Raw genomic sequence first — 25,679 nt, forward strand, 5'->3', positions numbered from 1 at the left:
AAATTAGTGTTTACAGGCATTAAATGGCTGATAATCTCAAGCCGCTAAAGTGGTAGTCGCCTGGGCCGATAACGCCTATAGAGAGTGTTGTAAAAACAGATCACGTAAGCTAGTGTAATTTTAATATTTGCTAATTCTTTTTAAGAAATTACTGTCCTTACAAAGGCTTGCCCTTCCCCCGCAGGAGATGCCTTTATGCAGAGTGCTGCCCACACAATGACACAGAACACCAAACAAGTCGGTTTCACTCTGATTGAGCTGCTGATCGTTATCGCTATTATTGGCGTTCTGTCGGCGGTGGCGATACCCCAGTACCAGTCCTATATTCAGCGAGCTGAAGCCACATCCGCATATTCAACGCTGAAATCTTTACAAACCGGATTTGATGCCGCGGTGGCTTCTGGGGTTAATCCTGTAACTGAGTTTGAAGCAGGGGATGAAAATGGTGCGTTCGTAGACTATATAGGTTTTAATGAAGATGATTTGACAGGTGGAAATACCCTCACTTATTCAGGTTTAAACACCTACGCTCCGACAATTACCTTCAATTTTGGATCAATAGGAACAGCTGCATCTGGTGGAAACAGTGCATCAAACACAATGTCAGTCACCCGAGAGGCCGGTAGCGGTAGGTGGATCTGTAAGGCAACTATTTCTGACAATATCGTGCCACGCGGTTGCCAAGATTAAATCGGTGAAAAATTAAGTCTTCAAGTTTATTTTTGCTTTTCAGCCGCTCTTTGGCGCGGCTGTTCTGTTTCCACACTTCCTCCGCATTTGTTCTCTACACTAGTAAGCTCTGACCTTAAGCGAGGAGCTTACAGTGAAGCCCATCAAACTGATTGCCATAAGCGCGTTTGTCGCATTGCTGCTCAATAACGCAGCCTTCGCCCAGCCTGCCCATGCGCCGGCCCACGGTGCCCGTGATAAGGATCATCACCAGCAGCATGAATCTAACCGACATAGTCACTCGCGCGATGAGCGGGTCGATTTACCGCGCATCAACGAACGTGAAATACGTCAGTTACTGCGCCGGCATGACGCACCACGAGCCGAATCGTTACCCCCAGGTATTCAGCGCAACCTTGAGCGTGGTAAACCGTTACCCCCCGGTATCGCCAAGCGATTTGATGGCCATCTAGCGTCCCAGTTGCCGCGCTACCCAGGCTATGAGTGGGAGCGTGTCGGTGCCGATGTGGTGTTAATCGAAGCGGCCACACGCATCGTTGTGGATGTTTTAGTAGACGTGTTGCGCTAACCACTACCGTTGGGAGTCGGTTTGACTCGAAAATTACATCGCAGCGGCTTATGGTAGAGACTCATAGCATTATCGCGTTCTCAAGGGAGATTCAATGAGCGACCATACACTAGCCGCGCGTCTTGAAATTACTATCGCTATTGCTGAAGAAGCGGGGCAGATGATCATAAAGGCGCGGGAGCAGCAGGACTTTGCCCAGCGTTTAAAAAAGGATAATGAGCTTGTCACCGATGTGGATGTGGCCGTGGACAAGCTGATTAGTCAGCGCCTGGAGGAGCACTTCCCCGGAGAAGCGCGGCTGAGTGAAGAGCTTGCCCCCGAGAGCGCTTTGCATGCAACGGCGCCAAAGCTATGGGTGGTAGATCCCATTGATGGTACGGTTAATTTTGCCCAAGGGCTTCGCCACGTAGCGGTTTCCATCGGTTGGATGGAAGAGGGCGTCGCCAAAGTGGGTGTTGTGCATGCGCCGTTTTTAGGCGAGACCTTTAGTGCTGCCGAAGGCGCCGGGGCTTTTTGCAACGGCGAGCCCATACAGCCCAGCAGTGCAGATTCACTGGCGCACACCTTGGTAGGAACAGGGTTCCCATATCGTAAAGAGGAGCGTAAGCAACTTTTGAAGCGGTTAGAAGCTGTGTTGTTTGAGTGCCAGGACGTTCGTCGTAATGGCGCAGCAGCGCTCGATTTGTGCGATGTCGCCTGCGGTCGCCTGGATGCGTACTATGAAAGTGTCTCGCCCTGGGACTTTGTGGCAGGCTGGGTTATTGCCCGGGAAGCCGGCGCCCGCGTTGGGCACCTATACCCAGTGCCCCCAGCGGTACCAGAAGATATTTACCCGGATCATTTGATCGTAACGGCCCCCGGTGTATATGACGCCATGGCCTATCTGTTGCTTGAAGCGGATCAACGCAAGCCATAAAGGGCGATGAGCGTTATGGCGGTGTGTGACAAATACTTGAAAAGAAAGCGCTATAAGGGCTTTTCATTTATGCAAGAAACAGCTAGTATACGCACCGTCTTGAGGCAAAGATGTAGCGGCCAATAAAGACAGCGGAGCGTGGCGCAGCTTGGTAGCGCGTTGCAATGGGGTTGCAAAGGTCGCAGGTTCGAATCCTGTCGCTCCGACCAAGTTCTATTAAAAACCGCCGCTTATGGATAAAACCTAGCGGCGGTTTTGTTTGGGTGTCATTTTGGGAATATAAATATATCTTTGCAGGTTTAAAGATGACTCCCTTATTTTTACAGAGGAAGTAGACTCAGCCTCCGCGGCTAGTTTCTGTTGAGTGAGACCCTCCAAGTTCCGCAGTAAGCCAATCATTATTGTAGTGCCAGAGCCCGCTTCAGCATTTTTTTCGCTGGCTTCCTTTAGGTGTGTGCTTTCAACTGCTCCTCAGCGTACATCTTCTTGAGCCGCCGGGTTTTCACCCTCCAGTTCATTCCACCGTTCCGCCTTGAAGCATCCGTCCTCAACGTTAGCTCGCCACTTTTAGACGGTCGGGCTGCTCAGGCCATATTCGCGGCATAGATATGGAACAGGTGGCTGCCTTGGGCCTGCTTAAGGACGGCAGTATTTAACTGTCATAAAAACGTGATTTTCATGCAGAATCTCCCTGCATTTTGCTTTGGAAGAGTTCTACTTCTGAGCACCCTCATTTTTCGGAGGATGGCCAGGACAGTTAATTTTACCGTTCATCTTTCAGTTGAAAGTGTAATCATTGAGCTACATCATGGATAACAGCTAGCTATATAGTTTTATGCAGCGCATGATTAGTGGCATATGTAAATCCCTTCCTGGGGAGCAGATAAAGTGTTGCATCCGGCTTCATAACTGCGAACTATGGAGCTACATATGACCACTTTAATTTTAACACCCAATCTCTTATTGATCCGAAAGTTGGAGAGCGTCTTCATTCTCAAAGATGAAGAAAAGAAAGCGATCAATGACCTGCCAATCAGCACGTTATCTCTAACAGCAGATCAGGACATTGTGAGGGTAGGGGATCAGCCCTCTCGGTGCTTTTTGATCGTTGAGGGGTTTACTTGTGCTTACAAGCTGACTGGTGATGGCAAGCGGCAGATATTGGCTCTTTATGTACCTGGCGATATCCCTGATCTACAAAGCTTACACCTGACATCTCTCGATATTTCTCTTGCCTCAATCAGCCCCTGCAGGCTCGGCTTCATTAAGCATGAAGATATGCACCGTCTCTGTAAAACTTACCCTCGACTGGCTAGTGCTTTTTGGCGGGAGACCTTGGTGCAAGCCTCAATCACCCGCGAGTGGCTTTTGAATATCGGGCAGCGCGATTCCTACACAAGGATTGCCCATCTTTTCTGTGAGCTCTTGTTACGCCTGAAGGTGGTTGGGTTGGCTGATAACCAAAAATTCAAAATGCCAATTACACAGGTGGAGCTGGCAGATGCTACAGGTATTACTGTCGTTCATATGAACCGCACTCTCCAGGCGCTTCGCACAGATGGCTTAGTTATTAATTCAAAAACACATATCAGCGTGCCAGATTGGCAGAAACTAATAGAAGCAGGAGAGTTCGACCCTTTTTATCTTCATCTTTTGAAAGAACCTGCGTCCTAACGATTGCCAGTTATTCCCAACATGACATATAGCGTGGCTTCCGGTGCTCGCAACGGAGCTCACAGGTGTTGATCTTTCTCTCCATCCCTGGACTGACTATGCTTTGCCGAGCTTAAAGGCTAGGGCTGGAAGCACAACCTGTGAAGCTAGCTGCGAGCAGCATGCTACACCATTCGAAATTGTCCTTATAATGTAATGAAAATATGTATTTAACATTATGTTATTTAAAGAGCGGATTAACTGGATGGTGCGAAGGGGAGTATTAGAGATAGAGTATTAAAACCTCGATATGGCTATGACCAGGGGGGCTTTTTGTTGCTCGGATAATTTTACTGCTATGTTAATACCGATATGGTTGAACTCGGAGAAGCCATGCACGCGCTGGCTAAGGTATATAAACGATGTCGTATGAAATCATGTCAAAGCGTATATATGCGCCGATAGAGGATCACGACGGCACGCGCGTGCTGGTTGATCGGGTACGTCCTAGCGGGCTGTTTCCCAATTTATTGGCACTGAATGAGTGGTATCCAGAGATAGCGCCTGCCACTCAATTATGCCGTCAGTATCGACAGCAAAAAATCAGTAAATCACTCTTTCTTGAGCGCTACAGGCGTGAGCTGAAGGCATGTCCTGACAAGCTACTGCCTTTAATGAGATTCGCACGAGCGGGGCGAGTTACCCTACTAACCGCCGCTCGTGAAATTGAAGATTCCCACCTTCCAGTAATCAAAGAGCTGGCGCTATCAGCGCTCGAAGAGGAAGACGCGAGTGATCGTGAATTTTGCTCATCTCCCTGCCTAGCACACACATTACCCACTTCTCAGCGTTAGACCGTTTGCTTCACGCGTCATTATTGGGCTTGACGATGACTGGATTGATGCCCCTGTAGGCCAGTGCGCCTCATGTTAATGGCTTAATAAGCCCAGATAACCGCAAACAATATACCCCACCCCAGAGCACTGGCAGCCATAATCGTGTAAGTGGCTGAGATCGTAGCAACATCAAATTCTTGATGCGTACAGAGGGCTTGTAAGCCGTGGTAAATCAAGCTGCAAGAGATGCCCAGCCCGCTAAGTATAACCACTACGTTGAAAAGTAAGCTGGGTACCAATAGTGCCAATGAAGCGACGAATAACGGTAGTGGTACAAGTGTGGCAAGTAAATAGGCATCTTGATAGCTGATAGATAGCTCTTCAGTTCCATTGACTACAGCGTAGATTACCCAGCCGATAACGAAAAAACTCAATATCTCTGCCAGGAAAATAATTGTCGTGATAAAACGCCACTCTCGGTCAGCAAAGCCCGCCATAAATGCATCGCCGTAATGGGTGCCCGCATAATAGAGCATTACTGGTGGCAAGAGCGACATGGGTAACACCACCAGCCACGCTAGTAAAGGAATGGAGGGGGAAGATGCCTGTAACTCTTTCCAGCCTTCACGATGGGTGAATGGTAATTTGAGAAAAGTGAGTGCTCTCATTGCAGATCCCTCCTGGGGGGATAATCTCAATGGCTGGTTGTATCATAGTATGATATTGTATTTTTTAAAGGCGCTATAAATTGGCCAATAAGTGATAGTTAAGTATGTGGTTAAGAGAAACGGAAAAATGAGTAACCCCCAGACACTTGATAAAAGCGACTTTGAGCGGCTGTCGCAATTTCGCTACCGGTTGCGTTGTTTTCTGCGCCATAGTGAAGATATCTGTCGCCGCTATGGGCTGACGCCCTTGCAGTATCAACTATTGCTACATCTTCGTGGTTTCCAGGGAAGAGACTGGGCGACGGTGGGGGAGCTTGCTGAGCGGCTTCAATCAAAACATCATGGGGTGGTGGCGCTAGTTGACCGCTGTGAGCAGCTATCATTGGTTGTGCGGCGGCAAGGGCGTGAGGATCGCCGCCAAATAGAAGTGCATTTATTGGAAGAGGGCGTGAATCGAGTATCGCAAATCGCTGAAGCTCATCAACCTGAATTGCGTCATTTGCAGGAAGAGACGCCATTTCCTGGTTGGAATAAGTCCACTTAATGCAGAGCTTAAGAAGTGGGATATGGCCAATATACATCGAAAGTCCTCATTAATAATGCTTGGTACGATTGGTGTTTAGCTCTTAAGTGCGGTGTGTGGCATTTAGTTGCTCTACTTCTATACTGTGAACTCCAATTTATCGTTAAGGTATTGCACTATGACAAAGCATGATTTGCCTTCTGGAGCCGGAGACGTTGCGAACCAGTATCCTGAGATATGGGAGGCTTATGCCGCTTTGGGCAAAGCCTGTGCTGAAGCTGGGCCGCTTGATGAACGTAGCCGACGCTTGATAAAACTCTCGCTGGCCATAGGGGCACGCTCTGAAGGGGCCGTTCACTCCCATGTGCGTCGTGCCTTGGAGGAGGGCGTGAGTGCCGAGGAGCTTAAACAAGTCGCCATGTTAGCGATTCCTACTACCGGATTTCCGACTGCAGTGGCGGCCTTAACCTGGATTGAGGACATAACGGATCCTGTTTAAGAGCGCTCTGAGGGCGCTCTTTTTATTCTAGAGGCACTGTCCGGATCCAATCGACGCGAACAGTGCCGTGACGCTACAGATGTGCCGACCGTTCAGTGCTTTGCACTCTGTAGTGCCTGCTCTTCGATATCTCTATCGACCGAAGAAACATAGTACTCGTCGTCAAAAGCGCCCTCTGGCTCCTTGAGCCACACTAGGCAGATAACCCAACTGATGAAGGCGCCGGTCGCGATGATGTAGAAGAACTGCGACGGTGTGACAAACGTAAAGATGGTTAGGTAAACCACTGCGCCAACATTACCGTAGGCGCCGGCCATGCCCGAGATTTGCCCAGTGATGCGGCGCTTGATGGAGGGAATGATACCGAAGGTTGCTCCCTCAGCCCCTTGCACGAAAATCGAAGTGCCGATGGTCACCGCAATGGCCAGAATGAGCGGCCAACTCGAATTGAGCATGGCCATCAACAAGAACCCAACGCTAATGCCAAACATGTAGCATAGCATCACGAAACGACGGTTACCCATGCGGTCGGAAACCATGCCGCCCATGGGGCGCGCCACCAGATTGACGAAAGCGAACGATGCAGCAATCAGTCCGGCCGTCGCGGCATTCAGTCCCCAGGTCTGCTCAAAGAACATGGGCAGCATCGACACTACCGCCAGTTCCGCGCCGAAGTTGGCAAAATAGGTGCTGTTAAGCGCCGCCACGCTGTTGAACGAGTACTTATCATCCTCCGGTACCCCCTTACGCAGGATCGGTAGATTGACTCTCAGGATCTGGACAATTTGATAGATGACGATCGTGATAATGGCTAGATAAGCGATAACGGCACCCGTAACCGATAAATAACCCATATACTGAATACGCCAGACCAGGATGGCGAGCACGCCGACCAGCGGTATCGTCCAGATGATCAGCTTGATCATATCGCCCCAGGAGCTCACTTCCATGGCAGCGGATTTGCGTGGCTTACGGTGAGCCTGGGCATCCGGGCCATCGGTAATCGCGAACCAGTAGTAAACACCGTAAGCGGCCATAACAATAGCGCTCTGGGCGATTGCCCAGCGCCAGCCATCGGGGCCGCCGTACATGCTCAAGGCGATGGTCGGCAGCGACATGGCTGCTACGGCGGAGCCGAAGTTACCCCAGCCAGCGTAGAAGCCTTCGGCGAAGCCGATGTCCTTGGGCTTGAACCACAGCGCCGTCATGTGGATACCGACCACGAAGCTGGCGCCAATCGAGCTCAGTACCAGGCGCGCCACCAGCAGTTGCGTCATGCTGTTACCGAAAGCAAACGCCAGCGCCGGTAGCGACATAGTTACCATGAGCACCGAGAATACCCGTCGCGGGCCGAACCGATCCAATGCCATGCCGACGATGATGCGCGCGGGAATGGTCAAGGCGACGTTGCAGATGGCGAACAGCTTGAGATCATCCGTGGTCAGCCAGTCGACGCTCTTGAGCATGCTCGATGCGAGCGGCGCCATGTTGAACCACACGTAAAAGGTTATAAAGAAGGCAATCCAGGTCAGGTGCAGGGCCCGAATCTCAGGGCTGCGAAACTTGAATACAGCGGAAACTTTCATGGTCGTATCGTCCTGTGTCCCAAAGGTGGTTTGTACCAAAAGGAGGGGTAGGGGCTGCTCAAGGGCTGGGTAGGATCAACAAGGGACACTCGGCGCGCCGGGCCAGGAACGAGCTGACGCTGCCGAAAGTCATGTAGTCGAGTTCATCAACAAAATAAGTTAACGACTTGGCGATGATGCCGCCGTCCGGCTGATGGCTATGGCGGGCAATGACCAGTAGGTCTGGCGAGAGTTTGCGAGTGGCCTGCAGCAACATCTTGCGCGCATCCCCTTCGGCTAGCAGCTGCTCGGCTTGGAAGCCCTCGCCGATGGCGAATGCCACACCCTCTTGAAGGTGCCGTTTAACCTCATCGTGCTCCTGCTGAAAAAGCGCCTCGTTGTTATCGGTAGCGTCGAGTGGATTCTCCACCACGCCGACCAGTACCAGTAGAGGTTGGTTACAGCGGAACATAGTGACGACCTGAGCGAGAGCCAACTTGGCGTTTCGCGAACCGTCATAGGCAATCATGATTTTCATGGTGTCCTCCCGCAGTGGGGTAGGGGGTGAAGACCCGAAGCTTGGCTCCGGGCATAAAGAAGCAAGCCCTATTTAGGGATTCTTAACGTAGGCACCTTTGCGCAGGTAGAACCACCAGTTGATGACCAGACAGATGGCGTAGAAGACCGCAAAGCCGTACATGGCAAGTTCCGGTGTACCGGCCTGGATTTGCTCGCCCATTACCCGCGGTGCGATGAAGGCGCCATAGGCAGCGACGGCTGAGGTCCAGCCAAGTACCGGGCCTTTCTGCTGCTGGTCGAAAATAACCCCGATACTGCGGAAGGTAGAGCCGTTGCCGATACCACTGGCGGCGAATAACACGATGAATAGCAGCAGGAATAGCCAGAAGAATTGATTAGGATCGGTGGCGTTATAGGCCTGCATCATCACGTAGCCGGTGGCGATGGAGGCGACCACCATGATCGCAGAGATGATTTGGGTAACGATGGAGCCACCCACTTTGTCGGAGATCCATCCGCCCAACGGGCGGATTAGAGCACCTACGAAAGGGCCTATCCAGGCCCAGGTCAAGGCGCTAGGCGCCTCTGGATTGGCCACGCGAATCAGCGTGCCATCGGCAGTCGCTTCCATCATGTTGCCGAAGATGACGTTGATAGAGAGCGGCAGGGCTGCAGAGAAGCCGATAAAAGAGCCGAAGGTCAGAATGTAGAGGATGGTCATTGACCAAGTGTGCTTATTGGAAAATATTGCGAACTGCTTCTGGATATTGGGCTTGATGTCGCCGGGAATCAGGCGCAACAACACCAGGGTCAGAACGATGGTTAGCGGCAGGGCAATCCACATATTAAGCCAACCGAGCGCCAGCATACCGATAACCGCGGTCACCATGCCGACGCCGTAGAGGCCCAATATTTTGCTGAAAGCAGCAAGCGAAGAACCAGGGTTGGGCGTAATAGTGCGAAGATTGTTCATACCGAACCAACCGGCGAACGCTAATGGAACCAGGAATACAAGCCAGATAAAGCCAGCATTCTGGATCCAGGTATCGGTACCTGCTTCGATCCTGCCGATCAAAGTACCGCTAGCGCTTTGCAGTTCCATCGGCGACCCGGCTATAGCGCCGAAAATGCCGACGGTCATTACCAGCGGGATGACAATTTGCATGGTCGTGACGCCGAAATTACCCAGGCCTGCATTCATGCCCAGGGCGTAACCTTGCTGTTTGCTGGGATAAAAAGTGGAAATGTTGCTCATTGAACAAGCGAAGTTACCGCCACCGATACCGGAAAGTAGTGCCAATGCCTGGAATACCCAGAACGGCGTGCCTGGGTTCATCAAGGCGATACCAGTGCCGGCAGCGGGGATCATCAATAGCGCGGTGGTCAGGAAGATGGTGTTACGCCCGCCAGCGATGCGGATCATGAACGATGCTGGGATGCGCAGTGTGGCACCCGCTAGACCGGCAAGCGCCGTCAGTGAAAATAGCTGGTTAACCGTGAATGAAAAACCCAGGTTCTGCATCTGGGTGGTAATCATTCCCCACATCATCCAGACGGCGAATCCCATCAGCAGACTGGGAATGGATATCCATAGATTGCGGTTGGCAATGTGTTTGCCTTCCTGCTCCCAGAATTGGGCGTCTTCGACATCCCACTTCTCAATGTCGGCGTTTCTCTTACTCATGGCGATTTCCCCTTGGCATCAAACCTATCTGCATCTAGCAGTTAGAAAGCAAGATACGCTTGAGGAAGAAGTTGGGGAATAGGTGGAAATAGCATGAAAAACAGCGACATACCTCTTGAGAGGTAGTCGCTGAAAAGCCTGGATTCATTGATTTTAAAGAGAAAAAATCGGCAGGGGGTAAAGGCGGGTCAGAGCAAAAGTATTCTGGGAGTCTTTAGAGGTAACCACACAGAATCGACTAGTGATCGATACCTTCCTGGACTGCCCAGACGGCGGCTTCGACACGGGAGCGTAAGTTGAGCTTTTTGAGCAGGTGCTTGACGTGAACCTTGACCGTGCCTTCGGTAATATCCAGCTTGCGTGCGATGAGCTTGTTGGAGAGCCCGCCAGCAAGCTGTTGCAGAATTTCACGTTCACGTTGGGTTAGGCTATGAATATCGGGAGTAGTGGGCGCATTACGTTGATTGCGCAGGGCTTCAGCGAGTAGGGCGGTCAGGCTTTCGCTGATCACCATGCGTCCCAAAGCAGCCTGACGCAGTTGGCGCACCATGTCTTCGGGCTCCATATCTTTTAACAGGTAACCGTCAGCACCGGTACGCAGTGCCGCGACAACGTCATCCTCATGGTCGGAAACAGTGAACATCACCACACGGCCGCTATAGTTAGCTTCCCGAAGGCGCCGTAAAGCTTCTAACCCATTGACACCCGGCATGTTTAAATCAAGTAACACCAAATCAGGCTCGAGCTTGAGTGCCAGAGCAATGCCCTCTTCGGGATCGCCCGTCTCGCCAACCAGTTCAAGGTCGTCTTCTAGCTCAAGCAGCTGAATCACACCACGCCGTAGTAGCGGATGGTCGTCGATAATCATCAGGCTGGCAGGTGTGTCTTTGGCAGTTGTCAGCGTCATTAAGAAGTCCCTGTACCTAAGTGAGAGTTGGGGGCAACCGAAGCGGGCTGCTGCTGAATTAAGCGAGCGGTCAACGGAGTAAAGTCTACCTCAACACTGGCTCCCCCGGCGGGCCGATTGGTGATACTCAGTTCCCCATTCAGAGTGTTGGCCCTGTCGCGTATGATCACCAAACCGTAGTGCATTGGCGGCGAGCTATCGTCTTCCAGGCCGATACCGTCATCCTCAATACGCACTAGCAGGCGGGCGTCGGCGAAGCGTACTGTGACCCTAGCCCAATGGGCCTGGGCGTGTTTGTGGGTATTGGCCAGTGCCTCACGAATGATCTGCAGCACGTGAATTTCTTCATTGGGGTTAAGTAGGTAAGGCGGCACATCGTAGTCAAGCTCGACCGTTGCCTCCATACGCTGACTGAATTCCTCGACGGTTTGGCTCAGGGCAAATTGCAGCCCGGGCCCATCAAGTTTGAGTCGGAAAGTGGTGAGTAGCTCACGCAGTTGACGATAGGCGCTGTTCAAACCGGTACGTAGCTCATCAAATACTGCAGACTGCGCCTCTCGGGTGGCCTCTTTTTGCTGCATGCGTTCGAGTCGAGCGACCTGCATCTTCAAGTAAGAGAGCGATTGCGCGAGAGAGTCGTGCAGTTCCCGCGCAATGATAGTTCGTTCGTTGATAAGCGTAACGTGTTGCTGCTCCTCGATACGCCGCTGCAGGTACACCGCCGTGGCGAGCTGGTCGGCTAACATGGTGAGCAGCCGACGGGTGCTATCGTTGAGGCGCTCCTGGGGATACCACACTTCCAGGGTACCTAGCAGCGTATCGCCTACGCTAATCGGTAGCAGTAAGCACTGTGACTGGTTGTTGGACACCATCTCCAAGGGGCGAGGATCGATCAGGCAGGCGTGACACTCTTGGTCACGGCAATACTCTGGTCGGGTACGCGAGTGGGTTTCTAATACCGGCATTTTCCGTTGATCGAAAGGATCGTTTAGAGAAAGCCGTATCGGCCCGATATCCAGCAGCTTTTCCAGTTCGCGTAACATGGGCGCTGCGCTAGAGCAGAGATCATTACCTCCCCCATACAGCGAGCGGCTGGCATCGTGCATTACCTGCAGCGCCTGATTGCTGCGCTCAAGTTCCTGCTTCTTGCGCGAGACTTTGTCTTCCAGTGCGGCGTAGCTTGTTGCCAGCTCGGCAGACATCCTGTTAAAGGTATGGCCCAACAGAGCCAACTCGTCGCTGCCGCGGAGTTCGGAGCGTGGCTTGAAGTTACGCTGTGCCGCCTCGCGGGCAAGAACCATCAGTTGACGCAAAGGGACTACCAGATTGAAGCGAACATCGTAGAGGGCGATCGAGACCACTATAGCGATCAGTACCAAAAAGAGCACTTGCATCAACCCCAGCAGCCGCACCTTGGCCTCCGTGCTCTCTTCCAAATAGGTCACCAGCACTTCAATGTCATTGACCATCGCCACGATCATCATTTCTAGCGTATCGAGGTCAAGCGCAGTGGCTGGGGACGGTGCCTCTAGTGCCGGACGAAGCGTGTGCTGCCAGTAGATCTGAAGCTTTTCCAGTTGACGGCGGCGCTCGTGACGATCATCAGTGGGAATCGTTTGTTGAAGCGTTGTGCCATACAAACGCTGATCGAAGCTCGAAATCAGTCCTTCGAGCTGTTCTGCGCTTGTCTCCTCTGGAGCATACTCCTGGCGTTGCAATGCCCCCATGATTTGATAGGCATTCATGCGTAGTGAGCCAGCGACATTAATCGCGGCAGCATCGCCACGGCTGCTGTTAGACATTGCCATGGTCAGGGTGATGCTGATGAGTGCCATCCCGCTAATGGCAAGTAAGGACGCAATGATGCGAGCAACCAGGGAGCGCTGAAGTAATTTCATGGCATTTCCGATAGCGCGGAAGAGGTAAGGGAGTGTGGCACTGTCTGCGTTTCGATACGAGGGCTATTCCTTTGGGGTTAGCCGACCTACCTCCGATGTTTTTTGACCTACGCCCAGTATTTACAGACAATTCTTACATGTCTTCGGATGTCTTTATACCCTCGCTGGGAAACGCCATGCCATCATCTGTGCCGCCTCCCACGTTGGAGACATCAAAACAGCCAGTAAATGGTTATCAGTTGCTGGTAGCCATGCTGCTAATGCCGCTGGCAAGCGCGTTAGCGGTGGCTAGCTGGACACTTTATGCCCTGCTCGCAAAACATCCTCTCTATGTGCTGGTACCGTTGAGTAGCGGTGTGCTGTTGGCTTGGCTGGCTTGGTTTATCGCCATGCGGGGAGACACCTGCCGCTTGATGCAATGGTTATTACTGGGGCTAGCGTTGGCGCTGGGCGGATTTGGGATGGCTAGCCAACCGTGGGAGTTTTTGTTGGTGGGGGCTGGGCTTGGACTGGGAGGGGCGGTGATTACGACGGGCATCGCCCACGCCAAAGGCTGGATGCCTGGCCGCTGGGTGAGTCTTTGTGTCGCCGTTTTTCTGGCTTTAGCGGCGGGGGTAGGGTTTTCCTTGCGGATGGCTCCTCTGGTAGTCCAAGCCTATGGTTGGCGCGCGGCGCCACTTAGCCTGTTGATACCTCTGTTTATGGTAATGCTGCTGCTGTGGCTTTTCGTAGAGTCACCCGAGTAATGCCACCTAGTAGTTTCACCTGTTCATTCTTACTTACTCTCTCCTTCTGATTTTAAACCACTAGCGATAAGGCCCATTTTATGACCATAGCGACGTTTGCCGATTTACTGCAGGAAGCGCGTAAACAACCTAAGCCCCAGCGCCTGCTGTTTGTGTTCGTTCGCGCAGAGCTGCCCGATTTCCCCGATGCTGACCAGCGTCGTCGCTTCGAACAGGGGGAAGGGGGTGTGTTGGTGCCGGTAGTATGCGTAGACAAGTCGACGGAGGAGTTGACCAGCATGGCGGCGTTGGTTGAGGAGTCACGCCGTACCGAGATCGAATGGGATCTAGTTTTCACAGCTGCCATGGACGACCCAAAAGATGACGCCGAGGTTGAACGGCAGCTCCAGCGTATGATGGAGTCGCTGCAAATGGGTAATATCACCGCCTATCTTGCCTTCGATCATCACGGCAATGCGGTTAACGTCGGCTAGGGACGGTTACCATGGAGCACTATTTCCTCATCAAGCACCTGCACATGACGGCCGCTGCGCTGAGCATCACGCTCTTCATAGTGCGCGCCTGGTGGTCGGTGCAGGAAAGCCCGCGACTCAACGCCCGTTGGGTCAAGGTATTGCCTCATCTTATTGATACGGCTCTGTTGGGGCTGGGGGTGACTTTGATGGTATTGCTTTCCGTATGGCCCTGGCAGCTTCCTTGGCTTGGCGCCAAGTTACTGGGGCTGCTGGCCTATATCGGTATTGGCACCATTGCGATTAAGCGGGGGCCAACGCCCAAAGCGCGTGCTATGGCCGCCGTCGTAGCGGTGGCTATCTTTGCCTATATGGTGGGGGCCGCGATACGTCACAGCCCGCTTTCCTGGTTGGCCTGAGAGGTGATTGCCTTTAGCGCTTACGCCATACGTTAGCGCAAGATGATGCATCATTGGGGAAATGATTATTTCAGCATTTTCAGGTATTGGCGCAGTACTTCGGCATTGTTTCGGCGTTCTTCCTTTGAGGCATACACCAGGGTGACTCGCTCGTTCTTTGCACGTTGCGCAAGGTCACGCAGGGACTCGCGATAGGACGTTAACTCTTTGAGATAGCGTCGGCGAAAGTCATTCCAGCCGAGTGATCCGTTATGGAATGCTTTGCGAAGCTCACTGCTGGGTGCGACCTCTTTACGCCACTCATTGATATTGGCTTCTTCCTTGGATACTCCGCGGGGCCAGATTCCGTCGACTAGGACACGATAACCATCCTTGTTGTGAGGTGCGTCGTAGGCACGCTTTAATGCAATATTCATCGTTACCTCGCAAGTCAATGAATGTCCTTTTAAGCCTAGCTAGTTAGTCGATCCTTCTCTACTTCAACCTTAGTAAGCCCAGACAATAGCCATCAGCAAGCCCCATGCCAGCAACCCTGCGGCCATAACGGTGTAAGTTGCGGACATCGTTGTTACGTCATTCGCTGAGCGTTTACACAGAGCCTGCAGCCCGTGGTAGACCAAACTGCAAGAGATGCCCAGTGCCACCAGTACTGCCACAGCATTGAACAACAGGCTGGGGATCAGCAGAGCGATCGCTGCTGACCAAAGTGGCAAAGGTGCTAGGGCTGCCAACAGATAAGCGTCGTGGTAGCTAATTGAGAGATCACGATCGCTATTGACCACCGCGTGAATTAGCCAGCCCATTACAAAGAAGGTGAGCAGCTCGGCCAGGAATAGAATGGTCGTGATGAAGCGCCACTGCCGATCGGCGAAGCCTGGAGCGAAGATATCCCCGTAGTGGGAACCCGCGTAATAGAGCATCACGGGAGGTAACAACGACATGGGCAGCACGATACACCAGGCCAGAGTGGCGATTGAAGGGTGGCGCTGTTGGAGTTCCTTCCATCCCGCCAGGTGGGTAAAAGGCAGTTGAATAATGCTTAGGGGGTTCATTGTCTAGCCTCGCGGTCAGTGGTGATCAGAATGGATTTTAAAATATCATGTCATGATATTAATATTCAGGATTAAGGCTTGCTTTCGCTTTGTCAAGAGTAAAAGTTAATTCTTTTTGTTTAAGAGAGAGCCACCTACATCAGCAGCAGTGGTATGTGCCGTCTAAAATCTTTTAAGCCATATCATCGAGTCCCTCTGGAACTGCTATGCACTGGCAACAATCGTACAGAACGCTCGGTCATGCTTAAGAAAACCAAGCCGTGCTTTTGCACTTTTAATTAGCAATGCTGAATGTGAATAGGATTTTCTCTTGCCAAAAATTGACCTGTGGCAATGTTGCAAGAGGAATTCTTCTGTTAATCTTAAAATGTAAATAATATGCATCTTAATAAATGCCTTTTGGCTTTCCAGCCGAGGGCCTGACAAGACTAGCAAGGGAGTATGGCTAATGGCTGATGGACTGACTAAATCAGCGGCCCGCAATATTTTCTACGGCGGTTCGTTGTTCTTCTTCCTGCTATTTGCCGCGCTAACGGCTCATAGCCATTGGTACATGGTCAATGTCTCCACCGACAGTGAAGGCCTGACTGAGTCGGTGAAGCATGGCAAAGAAGTGTGGGAAAAAAGTATGTGCATCAACTGCCATAGCATCATGGGGGAAGGCGCCTACTTTGCTCCTGAATTGGGAAACGTCTGGGAGCGTTATGGCGGCCACAAAAATCCTGAGGCCGCTCGAGCAGGTATTAATGCCTGGATCCGCGCCCAGCCATTGGGGATCGAAGGTCGCCGTCAGATGCCTTCCTATGACTTTAGCGAAGAAGAGATGAACTCGTTAATCGACTTCCTAGAGTGGACCGATAGCATCGACGACCAAGACTGGCCCCCACATCCTGCTGGCTAAAACCTCCAGACAGCGGATGAATAAAGGAGAACCGCACAATGAAATATGAAACCCAGAAGGTCGCCTTGCCTTTCTTTATGGTGGCCATGGCGCTATTTACGCTACAAATTCTCTTCGGGGTGCTGGCCGCCACTGTTTATGCCTGGCCCAACTTTATGGCCGAAGTAATGCCCTTCCATATCATGCGCGTTAGCCATACCAACCTGTTAATTGTGTGGTTGTTGATCGGCTTTATGGGGTGTACCTATTACTTGATGCCAGAAGAAGCGGAGCGGGAAATTCATAGCCCCAAGCTGGCGTATATCCAACTGGCGATCTTTGCTTTTGCCGGTGTCGCTGCTCTGGTTGGTTATCAGTTCGGGATCCATGAAGGGCGCGAGTTTCTTGAGCAACCGTTCTGGGTGAAAATACTCATTACCATCTCTTTTCTAATGTTTCTGTTCAATACCAGCATGACGCTGCTGAAAGGTCGCAAGACCGCTATTAATCTGGTGTTAATGCTGGGGCTTTGGCTAGCGGCGGTGTTCTGGTTATTCGCTTTCTACAACCCGACCAATCTAGCGGTAGATAAACTCTACTGGTGGTGGGTGGTGCACCTCTGGGTGGAAGGTGTATGGGAATTGATCATGGCTTCCCTGCTGGGGTATCTGCTGATCAAAATGACCGGCGTGGATCGCGAAGTGATCGAGAAGTGGCTCTATATCATTGTTGGGTTGGCACTGTTCTCCGGCCTGCTGGGCACCGGGCACCACTACTACTGGATTGGCGCACCTGGCTACTGGCAGCCCATCGGCAGCATCTTCTCGACGCTTGAGGTGGCGCCTTTCTTCGCCATGGTGGTCTTCGCCTTTACCATGTTCTGGAAGGGCAGTCGTAACCATCCTAATAAAGCGGCCATGCTATGGGCCTTAGGCTGCCCAACCATTGCCTTTTTCGGCGCGGGTGTGTGGGGCTTTATGCATACCCTTTCGTTCGTGAATTACTACAGCCATGGTACTCAGGTAACCGCCGCTCATGGCCATCTAGCTTTCTATGGTGCCTATGTGATGCTGATTCTTGGCGTTATTACCTACGCCATGCCGCAGATCCGCCGCGTCCAGCCGTACAACCAGGTACTGAATATGTGGGGCTTTTGGATCGTTACCAGTGCCATGTGCTTTATGACCTTTACCCTGACCTTCGCCGGGGTCGTGCAGACTCACTTGCAGCGCGTCTTGGGTATGAATTACATGGAAGTACAGGATCAATTAGGCCTGTTCTATCTTATGCGTCTGGGCGCTGGCGTGGCCGTGGCCGTGGGGTCGATCATGTTGCTTTACTCCTTCTTCGGGCCCGCGCGTGAGCAGGTGCCCGCCGGCGGCACACAAATTACCGCTGGGGCAGGCTCGGCCTGAACTTAACGGCCCTGCGGGGCCGTTTTTACTTTCTTTATTTATTTTCCGGCAATGGAGTGTCCCCATGCCTCTCTCTTCTGGCGCTAATCGTTTCGATGAGCGTGATATACCTTTTTACCAAAGTGTCGGCAATGAATGCAGTATGTTCGAGCATGCCTTTCATCAACGCTTGCCGCTGCTACTGAAAGGCCCCACCGGGTGCGGTAAGACGCGCTTTGTTAGCCATATGGCCGCCAAGTTAGGGCGTCCACTGTTCACTATTTCATGCCATGACGATCTGACTTCAGCCGACCTTACCGGCCGCTATCTGTTGCAGGGAGGCGAGACCCGCTGGGTCGATGGCCCGCTTACTCGAGCAGTGCGCGAAGGGGGGATCTGCTATCTCGATGAGGTGGTGGAGGCGCGTAAAGATGTCACCGTGGTGCTTCACCCGCTCACCGATGACCGCCGACTACTGCCGTTGGAACGTACCGGGGAACTGCTCGAAGCGCCGGATGACTTCATGCTGGTAGTGTCTTATAACCCTGGCTATCAGCATATTCTCAAATCGCTTAAACCGAGTACCCGCCAGCGCTTCCTGGCCATGTCATTTGATTTTCCACCACCCAAAGTCGAGCGCGATATTGTCGCGCGGGAGAGTGGATTGCCCGGTGAGCAGTGCGCCGCGCTGGTCAATCTTGCCGCCAGCCTGCGGGCTATGAAGGGGCAGGATTTAGAAGAGGGTGTTTCTACTCGCCTGTTGGTTTACTGCGCTACCCTGATTGCCGCCGGGGTGCCCATTTTGGAAGCTGCCCGGGCTACCTTAGTGGAGCCGCTAAGTGATGACGCAGATGTTCAGGAAGGTCTGATGGAAGCCATTCAAGCAACCTTTGGGTGAGGGCACGGCATGCTTGATTTTCTTGAAGTCGAAGAGTTTGTAGGCCGCCATTGGCACCGTTGGGCTTCCAGTGCGGCAAGCTACCCAGACCATCCCGAAGCCGCAGTGCGCCTTGAAACGCTGCGGCCCATGCTTGGCGTCTTTTTCCGTGCCGGAGGCGGCGAGGCGGGTATTGATGTTGCTGCTATTGCGGGGCGTAGTTCGTCGCATCGCTTATCCTTACGTCAAAGGCTTGGGCTTGATGAGGAGGTGCTCGATCAAGCACGCCGTGACGAAGAAAGCCTGTTGTTACCGCCACGCATTGCCTTGTTCGCCGAGGCTTCCTTGAACCGGGATCTCTACCTTTGGCTGGTAGCGTACCTGGCGGAGACCCGGTATGTGCACGTCGTCGACGATCCGCTACAGCAAGACCTTCTCCAGCTGCGTGAAGTAAACCGGGCGACTCGGGCTGTGTTGGCCCACTTCCCTGGGCTCGCTCAGCGTCACACCAGGTTATGTCAGGCATTGCTGGCCATTCGCCCCCAGCGCAAGCGCTTGCCGCCGATGGAAGCAGCGCTTGAATCCGTTCTCTGCATTCAGCTTGGAGAAACGCCGCCCGAGGGCGGCTGGGCCGACGTGATGAATATCGCCATCCTCGATGAGTCCCTGCCTTTGGACAACTTCCATGCGCCGCGTGGATACCGGCCGCCACTTCCGGTGCCGCTATGGGGGCAAGCCGTTGCCCTGGGTACCCATAAGCAGGCACGAACCGAGCAGGAAGATGATGAGGCTCCGGTCGCAGGGAAGAATTCGCCACAAGATGATCATGGTAAACGTAAGGCTGACCGGCGCGAGCAGGATCAGGCCGACCGCGATGACTCTTTAATGCTCAATGCATCCGAAAAGATGCTTTCCTGGGCCGAAATGGTCAATCTCAATCGTCATGTAGAGGATGAAGACGATGATAAGGCCAAACAGGCGGCCGACCAGATTGATGAAATTGTGCTCAGTGCTAACCGTAAGAAGGCGGCTTCCAAGTTAAAGCTTGATCTTGATCTAGCGCCCGGTGAGGTGAGTGGGGGAAGTCTGCGTGGGCGCCATACCTATCCGGAATGGAATCATCGTAAGCAAATCTATATGCCTGACCACTGTGTGGTACTCAGCGATGTGCAGAGCGAGGAGGGGGAGAACTGGCAGCCGGATGAAACGACAAAACGGCGCATTCGCCGAGTCCGACGCGAGTTTGAAGCACTTAGGCCGCGTCGTGAGACGCTACGTGGCCAGCTGGATGGCAGCGAGCTGGATATGGACGCCGTCATCCGCTCCCGCTGTGATCTGGCGGCGACCGGTGAAGCCAGCGACCGTCTCTATCAAGCTAGCCGTACCCAGGCGAGGGATTTGGCGGTTTCGATCCTGGTCGATGTATCCCTTTCCACTGAGGCCTGGCTGGAAGACCGGCGGGTGCTGGATGTGGCTAAAGAGGCGCTGCTGGTATTGGGGCACGGCCTTGCAGGGTGCGGTGATGACTATGCCATTCACAGCTTTACCTCTCACCGCCGTCACCGCGTTTGGGTCAATACGCTGAAAAGTTTCGATGAGCCAATGGGCGAGCGGGTGTCACGGCGGATCGCAGCGCTCAAACCAGGCCACTACACGCGTATGGGGCCTGCCATTCGGCACCTTTCCCAAGCGCTTGCCAAGCGGCCCAACCGGCACCGGTTGCTCTTGCTATTGACCGACGGAAAGCCCAACGACACTGACTATTATGAAGGACGTTATGGTATTGAGGACACGCGTAAAGCGGTGCTTGAAGCGCGACGGGAAGACGTGCGCGTGTTCGGGGTAACGATTGACCGGGAGGCGGGGCGCTATATTCCTCATCTGTTCGGGCGAGGTGGATACGCCATTGTGCAGCGGCCGGAGCATCTCTCCCTGGCCCTGCCGAGTATCTACCGCCAGATTATTGCTTCCTAAGGAGGTTTCCCATGTCTCGTCATCGCTTTGTCGTGGCAATTAGCCTGTGGTTTTTGGTCGCGTTAGGCGTCATTGTGCCGCTGGTGTGGCTTATCAATAACCGTGATTGGGGCGTGGCGCTAATGCTGCTAGTCCCTTTTATCGTTTACGGCCTGATGCGCCTGGGCCGTCTGCTGGAGGCCTGGGCCAATACAGCGCATCGGTCTTCGGCCTCTGATTCCACGCTGCGCTGAAAGTCACTTTGGTTACCCTGTTATGTGAAAGCGACCGACCAGATAGCCTGAGGCAATCAGCGCTAGCGTTAACAGCGTTAGGGCAATAAAACCCCCTGCCAGGCTGAGGTAGCGGCGCGCAAGTTTAAATAGACCATTAGCACACGGTGGGCTTTGAAGCCGGTTGCTATCAGTACCAGGGCGGCTGACCATAAAGGAAGCGCCTGCCAGTCGGTGGTCTGATCTAGCCGAGCGGAAACCATGGATACCACGGTTAGCGCCATTAAAAAGGCCCAGGTAATGAGCAAGCGTCGCGTACCGGGGAGTGCTCTCATTGTTCCCTCACAAAATTATCTCAGCAGATAAATCAGTGGATAAAGCAGGATCCAAATCAAATCCACCATATGCCAGAAGGCTGCCGCTGTTTCTACGTTCTCGGTAGAGGTGCGCCAGCTCACTAAGCCTAGTAGCGCTAAGCCGAACACAACGTGAGCAAAATGGAAGGCGGTTAAACCATAGTAGAAACCGAAAAAGACGTTGGTTTCCGGCGTTAACCCGGCAGCAAACTTGTCAGCGTACTCAATGCTTTTAAGGGCACAGAAGACCAAACCCAGCAGCATAGCAGCACCTAGCCACTGTCGGCTGCGCCGAAGTTGCTGGGCGCTTCTTGCCTCCACGGCAAAGGCAACGCATAGCCCGCTGGTTAGCAACACCAGCGTATTGATGCCGCCCAACACAGGGTCGAGCTGTTGTTGTGAGGCATTGAAAAGGGCGGGGTTAAGAGCGCGCTGGGCAGCGTAAAGCGCAAAGAAAGCGGTGAAAACCAGCATTTCGCTAAGAATCAGCACCCACATCAAGGGATTGCCGGGTAACGCCGATAATGGCCCCCATCCGGGGTTGGGCAGATCGCGACTCATTACCCCTCCAAGCGTTGAGTGTTACGCCGGGGTAATAGCATCCCAGCATACTGGTATACACTTTCTGTACAGCGCTTGGTTTTATTCGACGGCTTGAACCATAAAGTCAACGGCCGATTTCACTTCTTCGTCGCTAAGATTCATGCTTCCGCCTTTGGGCGGCATAGCATTGAACCCCGTGAGCGAGTGCTCATAAAGCGTCTCGATGCCTTTTGCGATACGCGGTTCCCACGCTTCGGCATCACCCTTGATAGGCGCGCCAGCAGCCCCTGTCATGTGGCAGGCCATGCAGGCCTGGTTATAAACCACCTCGCCATCAGCTTCTGCCTGAGCGGCGGCTGAAAACGCCAGGGCAGCACCCGCGACGATAAGGGCTGCAGACAATGATTTCATCATGGTTCTCCTCACATTCTAACGGTCGAAGGCGCTGGAGAAATCGCCAGCACCACTATGATTCCAGGCGGATGCTCAAATGCGCATCTCTTAGCCAGTGCGCTCATCAATAACAGTTAATTTAAGAAATATTTTATATGCATCTTAATGCCGGCGCAATATTTAGTCTTCCTTGATACATATCAGCACTCTTCGCCAGAGCAACGCTTAGCATCAGTCGCCAAGTGTGAACCGCTGATGTCTTTTACCACGGAGTATTTGTTATGTTGTTGCTGCCCTCGGCTTTTTCCCTGCCCGCTTTTTCAATTTCTCCGCCTGTTACCGCTCATCAAATGATTCGTACGCTTGATCCGCGGGTTCCCTTTGCCATCAAGCGACGTCTTGTGGAGCCCTTGCTCAACCGTACCTTCGCTATACCGCTCGCAGAGGGAGAGTTTGACGCGGTGGAAGGTCGACGCATTAGTCTCACCATTGCGGATTTAGGCGTGACACTCAGCCTGACGCTTAAATCCCAGCGCTTGCTATTATGCCGCGAGAAGGGCGAGGCAACTATTCGTGGGGGCTGGCGTGAATTTCTCTGTTTGGCCACGCGTCGCGAAGATCCCGACAGCCTGTTTTTCCAGCGTCGCTTAATCATTGAAGGGGATACGGAACTGGGGTTGACGCTCAAGAACCTGCTTGACGGCTGTGAGGAAGGCCTTGCCCAGGGGCGATTGGGGGAGTTGCTGGTGGGCCTGGAACGCTTGGCGCGCAGGGAGTGACTTGCTCGTAAGCTCAGCCTTATAGCTGTTATCAATCGGCCCCGGTAGTGTGTCGGGGCCGCCCATTATTAGGCTGCGTTGAGCGGGCGAGACGGACCAAAATGCTCAAAGTGGCGACGATCCTCGTCGACACCCAGTTCAGACAGCGCACTATTAATCGCCGTCATAAATCCTTGGGGGCCGACGAAATAGCAGCGCGCCTTAAGATCAGGCAGGTAGTGAGCTAATAAGCTGTGGTCGATACGACCAATATGTTCGGCTTCGTTGCCGCGCTCATGAATACGGACAGCCTTAAGACGTTGAGGGTACTCGCTCTTCAGTGCTTCTAATTCGCTTTTAAAGGCCTGGTGGTCGGCATCCAGGGCAGCGTGTAGATAGGTGACATGCCGCCCAAGGGACAAGGCATGTCTTGCCATGGGAAGCAGGGGCGTTTGCCCAACGCCGCCGCTGGCAAGCAGCAGAGGTTCGTCACCATCAACCAAGGTGAGGTCTCCTGCCGGCGGTAACAGTTCCAAGGTGTCGCCGGGTTGTAAGACATCGTGGAAGTGGCGGCTGACTTGGCCCTGTTCTTCGCGTTTGATCGAGATTCGATAGCTTTGGCCATTTGGTGTGTCTGAGAGGCTGTAATGCCGGTAAACCAGCTCGCCACTAATGGTTAGGCGTACCCCGATATACTGACCTGGCTCATGGTCAGCCACACGTCCTCCATCCTCGGGCTCAAGGATAAAAGAGCGAATTAACGCACTCTCCTGATGGGTACTGGCAATCTTGAAACGGCGTGTGCCGCGCCATCCACCCGGGCGCTGCTCAAACTCACGATAGCGCTGGTCTTCGAGGTCAATTAACAGGCCGGCAAGCTCGTTATATAGAGCGCCCCAGGCATCGGCGATTTCCGGGGTGACAGCTTCACCCAGCACTTCGCCAATCGCTGCCAGCAGGCATTCACCGACAATAGGGTACTGCTCAGGAAGAATGCCTAGCGAGACGTGTTTACTGACGACAACATCCAGAGTAGCTCGCGCCTGAGCTGGATTACTGCGTAGTTGCACATAGGCCAACACGGCGTTGGCCAGGGCACGGGGCTGACCACCGCTTTGCTGATGAACCTCATTAAAGAGCGGCTTGACCTCTGGGTAGCGGGAAAACATCAGCGGATAGAAGCGTTGTGTAATCGCATTCAGGTGTTCGGCCACGACGGGAGCCGTCGCATTGATCAGTTTTTCCTGTTTGTGTGTAAGCACAAGTAGTACCTCAAGTGTTAAGATTCATTGCACATGCATCTTAATGCCAAAGAGCTACCATTCACAACCATGAAAAGGCGAATGGCGGTTGCAGAAACGCCTGCCCTTAGCCAGTCTCTAGCTTACTCAAAGCTTAAAGATGCATTTTTGATACTTGTCATGGTTTTTGTTTTTAGCCTGACGCACAATGCATATTCCAGTACATCAGTGGGGTATTTTGCCATGCCGACCGTCACCTCCGCCCAACCGGCCTCTAAGCTTATGCAACGACCGTTGCTTCGCCTGGCTTTTCGGCCTTTTTTCCTCTTGGCCGCGCTGTTCAGTGTCGTATCTCTGCTGGTTTGGTTAGCCTTTTGGCATGGCAATATTCTGCTGCGGCCCTATGGCGGCTTGGTATTTTGGCATCAGCATGAAATGCTGTTTGGCTTTGCCGCGGCGGTGGTCGGGGGATTTTTGCTTACCGCTGTGCGTAACTGGACGGGGCTGCCGAGCCTAAACGGCGGCCCGCTATTGGGTCTGGTGCTGTTATGGCTATTGGGAAGGGTGCTGATGGCGTTCCCTATGGGCCTGCCGGGGTGGCTGCTGTTGGCGGTTGATCTTACGTTTCTCCCCGTGGTCGCCGTAGTGATGGCGCGCCTGGTCATCACCGCAAAGCGTTGGCGCAACTTGATCTTTATTCCAGCACTGTTGCTGTTTGCCGCTGCCAACCTGGCGATGCACTTGGGGGTGATGAAGGGCAACGCCGAGTTGATCCGCCAGGCCGCCTACTTAGCCGTACTGCTAATTACGTTGATGATGACGGTAGTGGGTGGGCGTGTGATTGCCATGTTTACCGCCAATCGATTGGGACGCACCAAACCTGAACCTATTCCTTTACTCGATGGGGTGACGCTGGTTAGCATGGCCGGCGTAGTGCTGCTGCAATTAGCCATTATGCTGGGGGTTGCCGTTCCTGCTTTATTACTGGGCGGGGTAATGCTCTTGGCGGCGCTGGCCAATACTGTTCGCATGGCGCGCTGGGGCGGGCTCCACAGCTGGCGCGAACCTTTACTTTGGGGGCTGCACGGCAGCTACGCCTGTATCCCGCTAGGGCTTATCATGTGGGTCTTGGCACTCATGGGGCTGATGCGCACCGAAATTGCCGTGCACGCCCTGACCATTGGTGGCATGGGCACCATGATGCTGGCAATGATGGCCAGGGTTTCGCTAGGTCATACTGGCCGCCCCATACGCACTTTGCCCGGTATTGGTGTGGCGCTGGGCTTAATGCTAATAGCCGCCTTGGTGCGTTCACCCGTATTAGCATTTTTCCCTCAAATTACCCACTGGACCTACACGCTGAGCATCATTTTCTGGTGCATGGCCTACACCATATTTCTAATGCACTACACATGGCCACTGATGCAGGCGCGCGTCGACGGGCAGGATGGCTGAC

29 protein-coding genes and 1 tRNA gene are annotated in these 25,679 nt (G+C 53.2%); 18 read left to right on the top strand and 12 right to left on the bottom strand.

Features of this window, described 5'->3' with window-relative positions; all coding sequences use genetic code 11:
* The first annotated feature begins 195 nt into the window (after positions 1-195).
* The 6 genes from ACFIOZ_RS10060 (at position 196) to ACFIOZ_RS10085 (ending at position 4,681) form a co-directional block, all read left to right on the top strand.
* On the top strand, positions 196-690 hold the full coding sequence (locus ACFIOZ_RS10060; protein WP_386083672.1) for a pilin: 495 nt from the start codon (positions 196-198) through the stop codon (positions 688-690).
* Between the two features lie 133 nt (positions 691-823).
* A complete protein-coding gene (locus ACFIOZ_RS10065; protein ID WP_386083674.1) occupies positions 824-1,258 on the top strand; it encodes an anti-virulence regulator CigR family protein in 435 nt (144 codons plus the stop codon).
* Positions 1,259-1,352: 94 nt separating this feature from the next.
* Positions 1,353-2,174 (top strand): inositol monophosphatase family protein, encoded by an 822-nt coding sequence (locus ACFIOZ_RS10070; RefSeq protein ID WP_386083676.1) that lies wholly within the window; start codon positions 1,353-1,355, stop codon positions 2,172-2,174.
* Positions 2,175-2,306: 132 nt separating this feature from the next.
* Positions 2,307-2,383: transfer RNA gene (locus tag ACFIOZ_RS10075), tRNA-Pro, on the top strand.
* Positions 2,384-3,104: 721 nt separating this feature from the next.
* Positions 3,105-3,848: a Crp/Fnr family transcriptional regulator gene (locus ACFIOZ_RS10080; RefSeq protein ID WP_386083677.1), complete on the top strand. Its 744-nt coding sequence runs from the start codon at positions 3,105-3,107 to the stop codon at positions 3,846-3,848.
* Between the two features lie 416 nt (positions 3,849-4,264).
* Positions 4,265-4,681 carry a DUF488 domain-containing protein gene (locus ACFIOZ_RS10085; protein ID WP_386083679.1) on the top strand — a complete coding sequence of 139 codons (417 nt, stop codon included), beginning with the start codon at positions 4,265-4,267 and terminating at the stop codon, positions 4,679-4,681.
* Between the two features lie 83 nt (positions 4,682-4,764).
* Here the strand turns inward: ACFIOZ_RS10085 and ACFIOZ_RS10090 are convergent, their stop codons facing one another.
* Positions 4,765-5,331: a YIP1 family protein gene (locus tag ACFIOZ_RS10090; protein ID WP_386083681.1), complete on the bottom strand. Its 567-nt coding sequence runs from the start codon at positions 5,329-5,331 to the stop codon at positions 4,765-4,767.
* A 127-nt stretch (positions 5,332-5,458) separates the two neighbouring features.
* Here ACFIOZ_RS10090 and ACFIOZ_RS10095 point away from each other — a divergent pair, with 127 nt between their 5' ends.
* A complete protein-coding gene (locus ACFIOZ_RS10095) occupies positions 5,459-5,875 on the top strand; it encodes a MarR family winged helix-turn-helix transcriptional regulator (RefSeq protein ID WP_386083683.1) in 417 nt (138 codons plus the stop codon).
* Positions 5,876-6,032: 157 nt separating this feature from the next.
* Positions 6,033-6,353, top strand: coding sequence for a carboxymuconolactone decarboxylase family protein (locus ACFIOZ_RS10100; RefSeq protein ID WP_386083685.1), 321 nt, complete (start codon positions 6,033-6,035; stop codon positions 6,351-6,353).
* A gap of 92 nt (positions 6,354-6,445) precedes the next feature.
* Here ACFIOZ_RS10100 and ACFIOZ_RS10105 read toward each other — a convergent pair whose 3' ends face one another.
* From ACFIOZ_RS10105 to ACFIOZ_RS10125, 5 genes are all read right to left on the bottom strand, one after another.
* Positions 6,446-7,939, bottom strand: a complete 1,494-nt coding sequence (locus tag ACFIOZ_RS10105; RefSeq protein ID WP_386083687.1) for an MFS transporter — start codon at positions 7,937-7,939, stop codon at positions 6,446-6,448.
* 58 nt (positions 7,940-7,997) lie between these two features.
* A complete protein-coding gene (locus ACFIOZ_RS10110) occupies positions 7,998-8,456 on the bottom strand; it encodes a universal stress protein (protein WP_088701547.1) in 459 nt (152 codons plus the stop codon).
* Positions 8,457-8,528: 72 nt separating this feature from the next.
* Entirely contained in the window at positions 8,529-10,121 is a 1,593-nt protein-coding gene (locus ACFIOZ_RS10115) for an antiporter (RefSeq protein ID WP_386083688.1), read from the bottom strand.
* 238 nt (positions 10,122-10,359) lie between these two features.
* Positions 10,360-11,028 carry a two-component system response regulator NarL gene (gene narL / locus ACFIOZ_RS10120; RefSeq protein WP_215093086.1) on the bottom strand — a complete coding sequence of 223 codons (669 nt, stop codon included), beginning with the start codon at positions 11,026-11,028 and terminating at the stop codon, positions 10,360-10,362.
* Positions 11,028-12,926 carry a type IV pili methyl-accepting chemotaxis transducer N-terminal domain-containing protein gene (locus ACFIOZ_RS10125; protein ID WP_386083690.1) on the bottom strand — a complete coding sequence of 633 codons (1,899 nt, stop codon included), beginning with the start codon at positions 12,924-12,926 and terminating at the stop codon, positions 11,028-11,030. The genes narL and ACFIOZ_RS10125 overlap by 1 nt, the downstream gene beginning before the upstream one ends.
* Positions 12,927-13,102: 176 nt before the next feature.
* Here ACFIOZ_RS10125 and ACFIOZ_RS10130 point away from each other — a divergent pair, with 176 nt between their 5' ends.
* From ACFIOZ_RS10130 to ACFIOZ_RS10140, 3 genes are all read left to right on the top strand, one after another.
* Positions 13,103-13,672, top strand: coding sequence for a hypothetical protein (locus tag ACFIOZ_RS10130; RefSeq protein WP_386083692.1), 570 nt, complete (start codon positions 13,103-13,105; stop codon positions 13,670-13,672).
* Positions 13,673-13,752: 80 nt separating this feature from the next.
* The gene (locus ACFIOZ_RS10135; protein WP_138801056.1) at positions 13,753-14,145 is read left to right on the top strand and encodes a ribonucleotide reductase subunit alpha; all 393 of its coding nucleotides are present in this window, start codon (positions 13,753-13,755) and stop codon (positions 14,143-14,145) included.
* Positions 14,146-14,156: 11 nt separating this feature from the next.
* Positions 14,157-14,543: a SirB2 family protein gene (locus ACFIOZ_RS10140; protein WP_386083694.1), complete on the top strand. Its 387-nt coding sequence runs from the start codon at positions 14,157-14,159 to the stop codon at positions 14,541-14,543.
* A gap of 65 nt (positions 14,544-14,608) precedes the next feature.
* Here ACFIOZ_RS10140 and ACFIOZ_RS10145 read toward each other — a convergent pair whose 3' ends face one another.
* Both ACFIOZ_RS10145 and ACFIOZ_RS10150 read right to left on the bottom strand, forming a co-directional pair.
* Complete coding sequence (locus tag ACFIOZ_RS10145; RefSeq protein ID WP_386083696.1) at positions 14,609-14,959, bottom strand: DUF488 domain-containing protein; 351 nt, start codon at positions 14,957-14,959, stop codon at positions 14,609-14,611.
* Positions 14,960-15,028: 69 nt separating this feature from the next.
* Positions 15,029-15,595 (bottom strand): YIP1 family protein, encoded by a 567-nt coding sequence (locus ACFIOZ_RS10150; protein ID WP_386083698.1) that lies wholly within the window; start codon positions 15,593-15,595, stop codon positions 15,029-15,031.
* 448 nt (positions 15,596-16,043) lie between these two features.
* Between ACFIOZ_RS10150 and ACFIOZ_RS10155 the strand changes: the two genes are divergently transcribed.
* From ACFIOZ_RS10155 to ACFIOZ_RS10175, 5 genes are all read left to right on the top strand, one after another.
* Positions 16,044-16,496, top strand: a complete 453-nt coding sequence (locus tag ACFIOZ_RS10155; protein ID WP_386083700.1) for a c-type cytochrome — start codon at positions 16,044-16,046, stop codon at positions 16,494-16,496.
* A 38-nt stretch (positions 16,497-16,534) separates the two neighbouring features.
* Positions 16,535-17,890 (top strand): cbb3-type cytochrome c oxidase subunit I, encoded by a 1,356-nt coding sequence (locus ACFIOZ_RS10160; RefSeq protein ID WP_386083702.1) that lies wholly within the window; start codon positions 16,535-16,537, stop codon positions 17,888-17,890.
* Positions 17,891-17,954: 64 nt separating this feature from the next.
* A complete protein-coding gene (locus ACFIOZ_RS10165; RefSeq protein ID WP_386083704.1) occupies positions 17,955-18,767 on the top strand; it encodes a CbbQ/NirQ/NorQ/GpvN family protein in 813 nt (270 codons plus the stop codon).
* 9 nt (positions 18,768-18,776) lie between these two features.
* Positions 18,777-20,720 (top strand): nitric oxide reductase activation protein NorD, encoded by a 1,944-nt coding sequence (locus ACFIOZ_RS10170; protein ID WP_386083706.1) that lies wholly within the window; start codon positions 18,777-18,779, stop codon positions 20,718-20,720.
* Positions 20,721-20,731: 11 nt separating this feature from the next.
* Entirely contained in the window at positions 20,732-20,953 is a 222-nt protein-coding gene (locus tag ACFIOZ_RS10175) for a hypothetical protein (RefSeq protein WP_386083707.1), read from the top strand.
* Between the two features lie 77 nt (positions 20,954-21,030).
* On the opposite strand, the gene ACFIOZ_RS10180 is transcribed toward ACFIOZ_RS10175, so the two are convergent.
* The 3 genes from ACFIOZ_RS10180 to ACFIOZ_RS10190 all read right to left on the bottom strand — a co-directional run bounded on the left by ACFIOZ_RS10180 (position 21,031) and on the right by ACFIOZ_RS10190 (position 22,242).
* Positions 21,031-21,267, bottom strand: a complete 237-nt coding sequence (locus tag ACFIOZ_RS10180; protein WP_386083709.1) for a cytochrome C oxidase subunit IV family protein — start codon at positions 21,265-21,267, stop codon at positions 21,031-21,033.
* Between the two features lie 15 nt (positions 21,268-21,282).
* Positions 21,283-21,849 (bottom strand): cytochrome c oxidase subunit 3 family protein, encoded by a 567-nt coding sequence (locus ACFIOZ_RS10185; protein WP_386083711.1) that lies wholly within the window; start codon positions 21,847-21,849, stop codon positions 21,283-21,285.
* A gap of 81 nt (positions 21,850-21,930) precedes the next feature.
* Entirely contained in the window at positions 21,931-22,242 is a 312-nt protein-coding gene (locus ACFIOZ_RS10190; protein ID WP_386083712.1) for a c-type cytochrome, read from the bottom strand.
* A gap of 263 nt (positions 22,243-22,505) precedes the next feature.
* On the opposite strand from ACFIOZ_RS10190, the gene ubiT reads away from it, so the two are divergent.
* A complete protein-coding gene (gene ubiT, locus ACFIOZ_RS10195; protein ID WP_226249892.1) occupies positions 22,506-23,003 on the top strand; it encodes a ubiquinone anaerobic biosynthesis accessory factor UbiT in 498 nt (165 codons plus the stop codon).
* Positions 23,004-23,071: 68 nt separating this feature from the next.
* Here the strand turns inward: ubiT and hmpA are convergent, their stop codons facing one another.
* Positions 23,072-24,244, bottom strand: a complete 1,173-nt coding sequence (hmpA, locus tag ACFIOZ_RS10200; protein WP_386083714.1) for an NO-inducible flavohemoprotein — start codon at positions 24,242-24,244, stop codon at positions 23,072-23,074.
* A 222-nt stretch (positions 24,245-24,466) separates the two neighbouring features.
* Between hmpA and ACFIOZ_RS10205 the strand changes: the two genes are divergently transcribed.
* The gene (locus ACFIOZ_RS10205) at positions 24,467-25,678 is read left to right on the top strand and encodes an NnrS family protein (protein WP_386083715.1); all 1,212 of its coding nucleotides are present in this window, start codon (positions 24,467-24,469) and stop codon (positions 25,676-25,678) included.
* The last annotated feature ends 1 nt before the right edge of the window (position 25,679 follow it).

The sequence above is a fragment of the Vreelandella sp. F11 genome (genome assembly GCF_042466685.1).
Taxonomy (GTDB): domain Bacteria; phylum Pseudomonadota; class Gammaproteobacteria; order Pseudomonadales; family Halomonadaceae; genus Vreelandella.

Excerpts from the sequence above, each read along its gene's own strand:
- ACFIOZ_RS10170 (WP_386083706.1), top strand. The coding sequence starts at position 18,777 with ATGCTTGATTTTCTTGAAGTCGAAGAGTTTGTAGGCCGCCATTGGCAC.
- narL (WP_215093086.1), bottom strand. The coding sequence starts at position 11,028 with ATGACGCTGACAACTGCCAAAGACACACCTGCCAGCCTGATGATTATC.
- ACFIOZ_RS10150 (WP_386083698.1), bottom strand. The coding sequence starts at position 15,595 with ATGAACCCCCTAAGCATTATTCAACTGCCTTTTACCCACCTGGCGGGA.
- ACFIOZ_RS10100 (WP_386083685.1), top strand. The coding sequence starts at position 6,033 with ATGACAAAGCATGATTTGCCTTCTGGAGCCGGAGACGTTGCGAACCAG.
- ACFIOZ_RS10095 (WP_386083683.1), top strand. The coding sequence starts at position 5,459 with ATGAGTAACCCCCAGACACTTGATAAAAGCGACTTTGAGCGGCTGTCG.
- ACFIOZ_RS10140 (WP_386083694.1), top strand. The coding sequence starts at position 14,157 with ATGGAGCACTATTTCCTCATCAAGCACCTGCACATGACGGCCGCTGCG.
- ACFIOZ_RS10160 (WP_386083702.1), top strand. The coding sequence starts at position 16,535 with ATGAAATATGAAACCCAGAAGGTCGCCTTGCCTTTCTTTATGGTGGCC.
- ACFIOZ_RS10070 (WP_386083676.1), top strand. The coding sequence starts at position 1,353 with ATGAGCGACCATACACTAGCCGCGCGTCTTGAAATTACTATCGCTATT.
- ACFIOZ_RS10155 (WP_386083700.1), top strand. The coding sequence starts at position 16,044 with ATGGCTGATGGACTGACTAAATCAGCGGCCCGCAATATTTTCTACGGC.
- ACFIOZ_RS10090 (WP_386083681.1), bottom strand. The coding sequence starts at position 5,331 with ATGAGAGCACTCACTTTTCTCAAATTACCATTCACCCATCGTGAAGGC.
- ACFIOZ_RS10085 (WP_386083679.1), top strand. The coding sequence starts at position 4,265 with ATGTCAAAGCGTATATATGCGCCGATAGAGGATCACGACGGCACGCGC.
- ACFIOZ_RS10180 (WP_386083709.1), bottom strand. The coding sequence starts at position 21,267 with ATGAGAGCACTCCCCGGTACGCGACGCTTGCTCATTACCTGGGCCTTT.
- ACFIOZ_RS10175 (WP_386083707.1), top strand. The coding sequence starts at position 20,732 with ATGTCTCGTCATCGCTTTGTCGTGGCAATTAGCCTGTGGTTTTTGGTC.
- ACFIOZ_RS10115 (WP_386083688.1), bottom strand. The coding sequence starts at position 10,121 with ATGAGTAAGAGAAACGCCGACATTGAGAAGTGGGATGTCGAAGACGCC.
- ACFIOZ_RS10185 (WP_386083711.1), bottom strand. The coding sequence starts at position 21,849 with ATGAGTCGCGATCTGCCCAACCCCGGATGGGGGCCATTATCGGCGTTA.
- ACFIOZ_RS10205 (WP_386083715.1), top strand. The coding sequence starts at position 24,467 with ATGCCGACCGTCACCTCCGCCCAACCGGCCTCTAAGCTTATGCAACGA.
- ACFIOZ_RS10145 (WP_386083696.1), bottom strand. The coding sequence starts at position 14,959 with ATGAATATTGCATTAAAGCGTGCCTACGACGCACCTCACAACAAGGAT.
- ACFIOZ_RS10110 (WP_088701547.1), bottom strand. The coding sequence starts at position 8,456 with ATGAAAATCATGATTGCCTATGACGGTTCGCGAAACGCCAAGTTGGCT.
- ACFIOZ_RS10080 (WP_386083677.1), top strand. The coding sequence starts at position 3,105 with ATGACCACTTTAATTTTAACACCCAATCTCTTATTGATCCGAAAGTTG.
- ACFIOZ_RS10190 (WP_386083712.1), bottom strand. The coding sequence starts at position 22,242 with ATGAAATCATTGTCTGCAGCCCTTATCGTCGCGGGTGCTGCCCTGGCG.
- ACFIOZ_RS10130 (WP_386083692.1), top strand. The coding sequence starts at position 13,103 with ATGCCATCATCTGTGCCGCCTCCCACGTTGGAGACATCAAAACAGCCA.
- ACFIOZ_RS10125 (WP_386083690.1), bottom strand. The coding sequence starts at position 12,926 with ATGAAATTACTTCAGCGCTCCCTGGTTGCTCGCATCATTGCGTCCTTA.
- ACFIOZ_RS10105 (WP_386083687.1), bottom strand. The coding sequence starts at position 7,939 with ATGAAAGTTTCCGCTGTATTCAAGTTTCGCAGCCCTGAGATTCGGGCC.
- ACFIOZ_RS10165 (WP_386083704.1), top strand. The coding sequence starts at position 17,955 with ATGCCTCTCTCTTCTGGCGCTAATCGTTTCGATGAGCGTGATATACCT.
- ACFIOZ_RS10060 (WP_386083672.1), top strand. The coding sequence starts at position 196 with ATGCAGAGTGCTGCCCACACAATGACACAGAACACCAAACAAGTCGGT.
- ACFIOZ_RS10135 (WP_138801056.1), top strand. The coding sequence starts at position 13,753 with ATGACCATAGCGACGTTTGCCGATTTACTGCAGGAAGCGCGTAAACAA.
- ubiT (WP_226249892.1), top strand. The coding sequence starts at position 22,506 with ATGTTGTTGCTGCCCTCGGCTTTTTCCCTGCCCGCTTTTTCAATTTCT.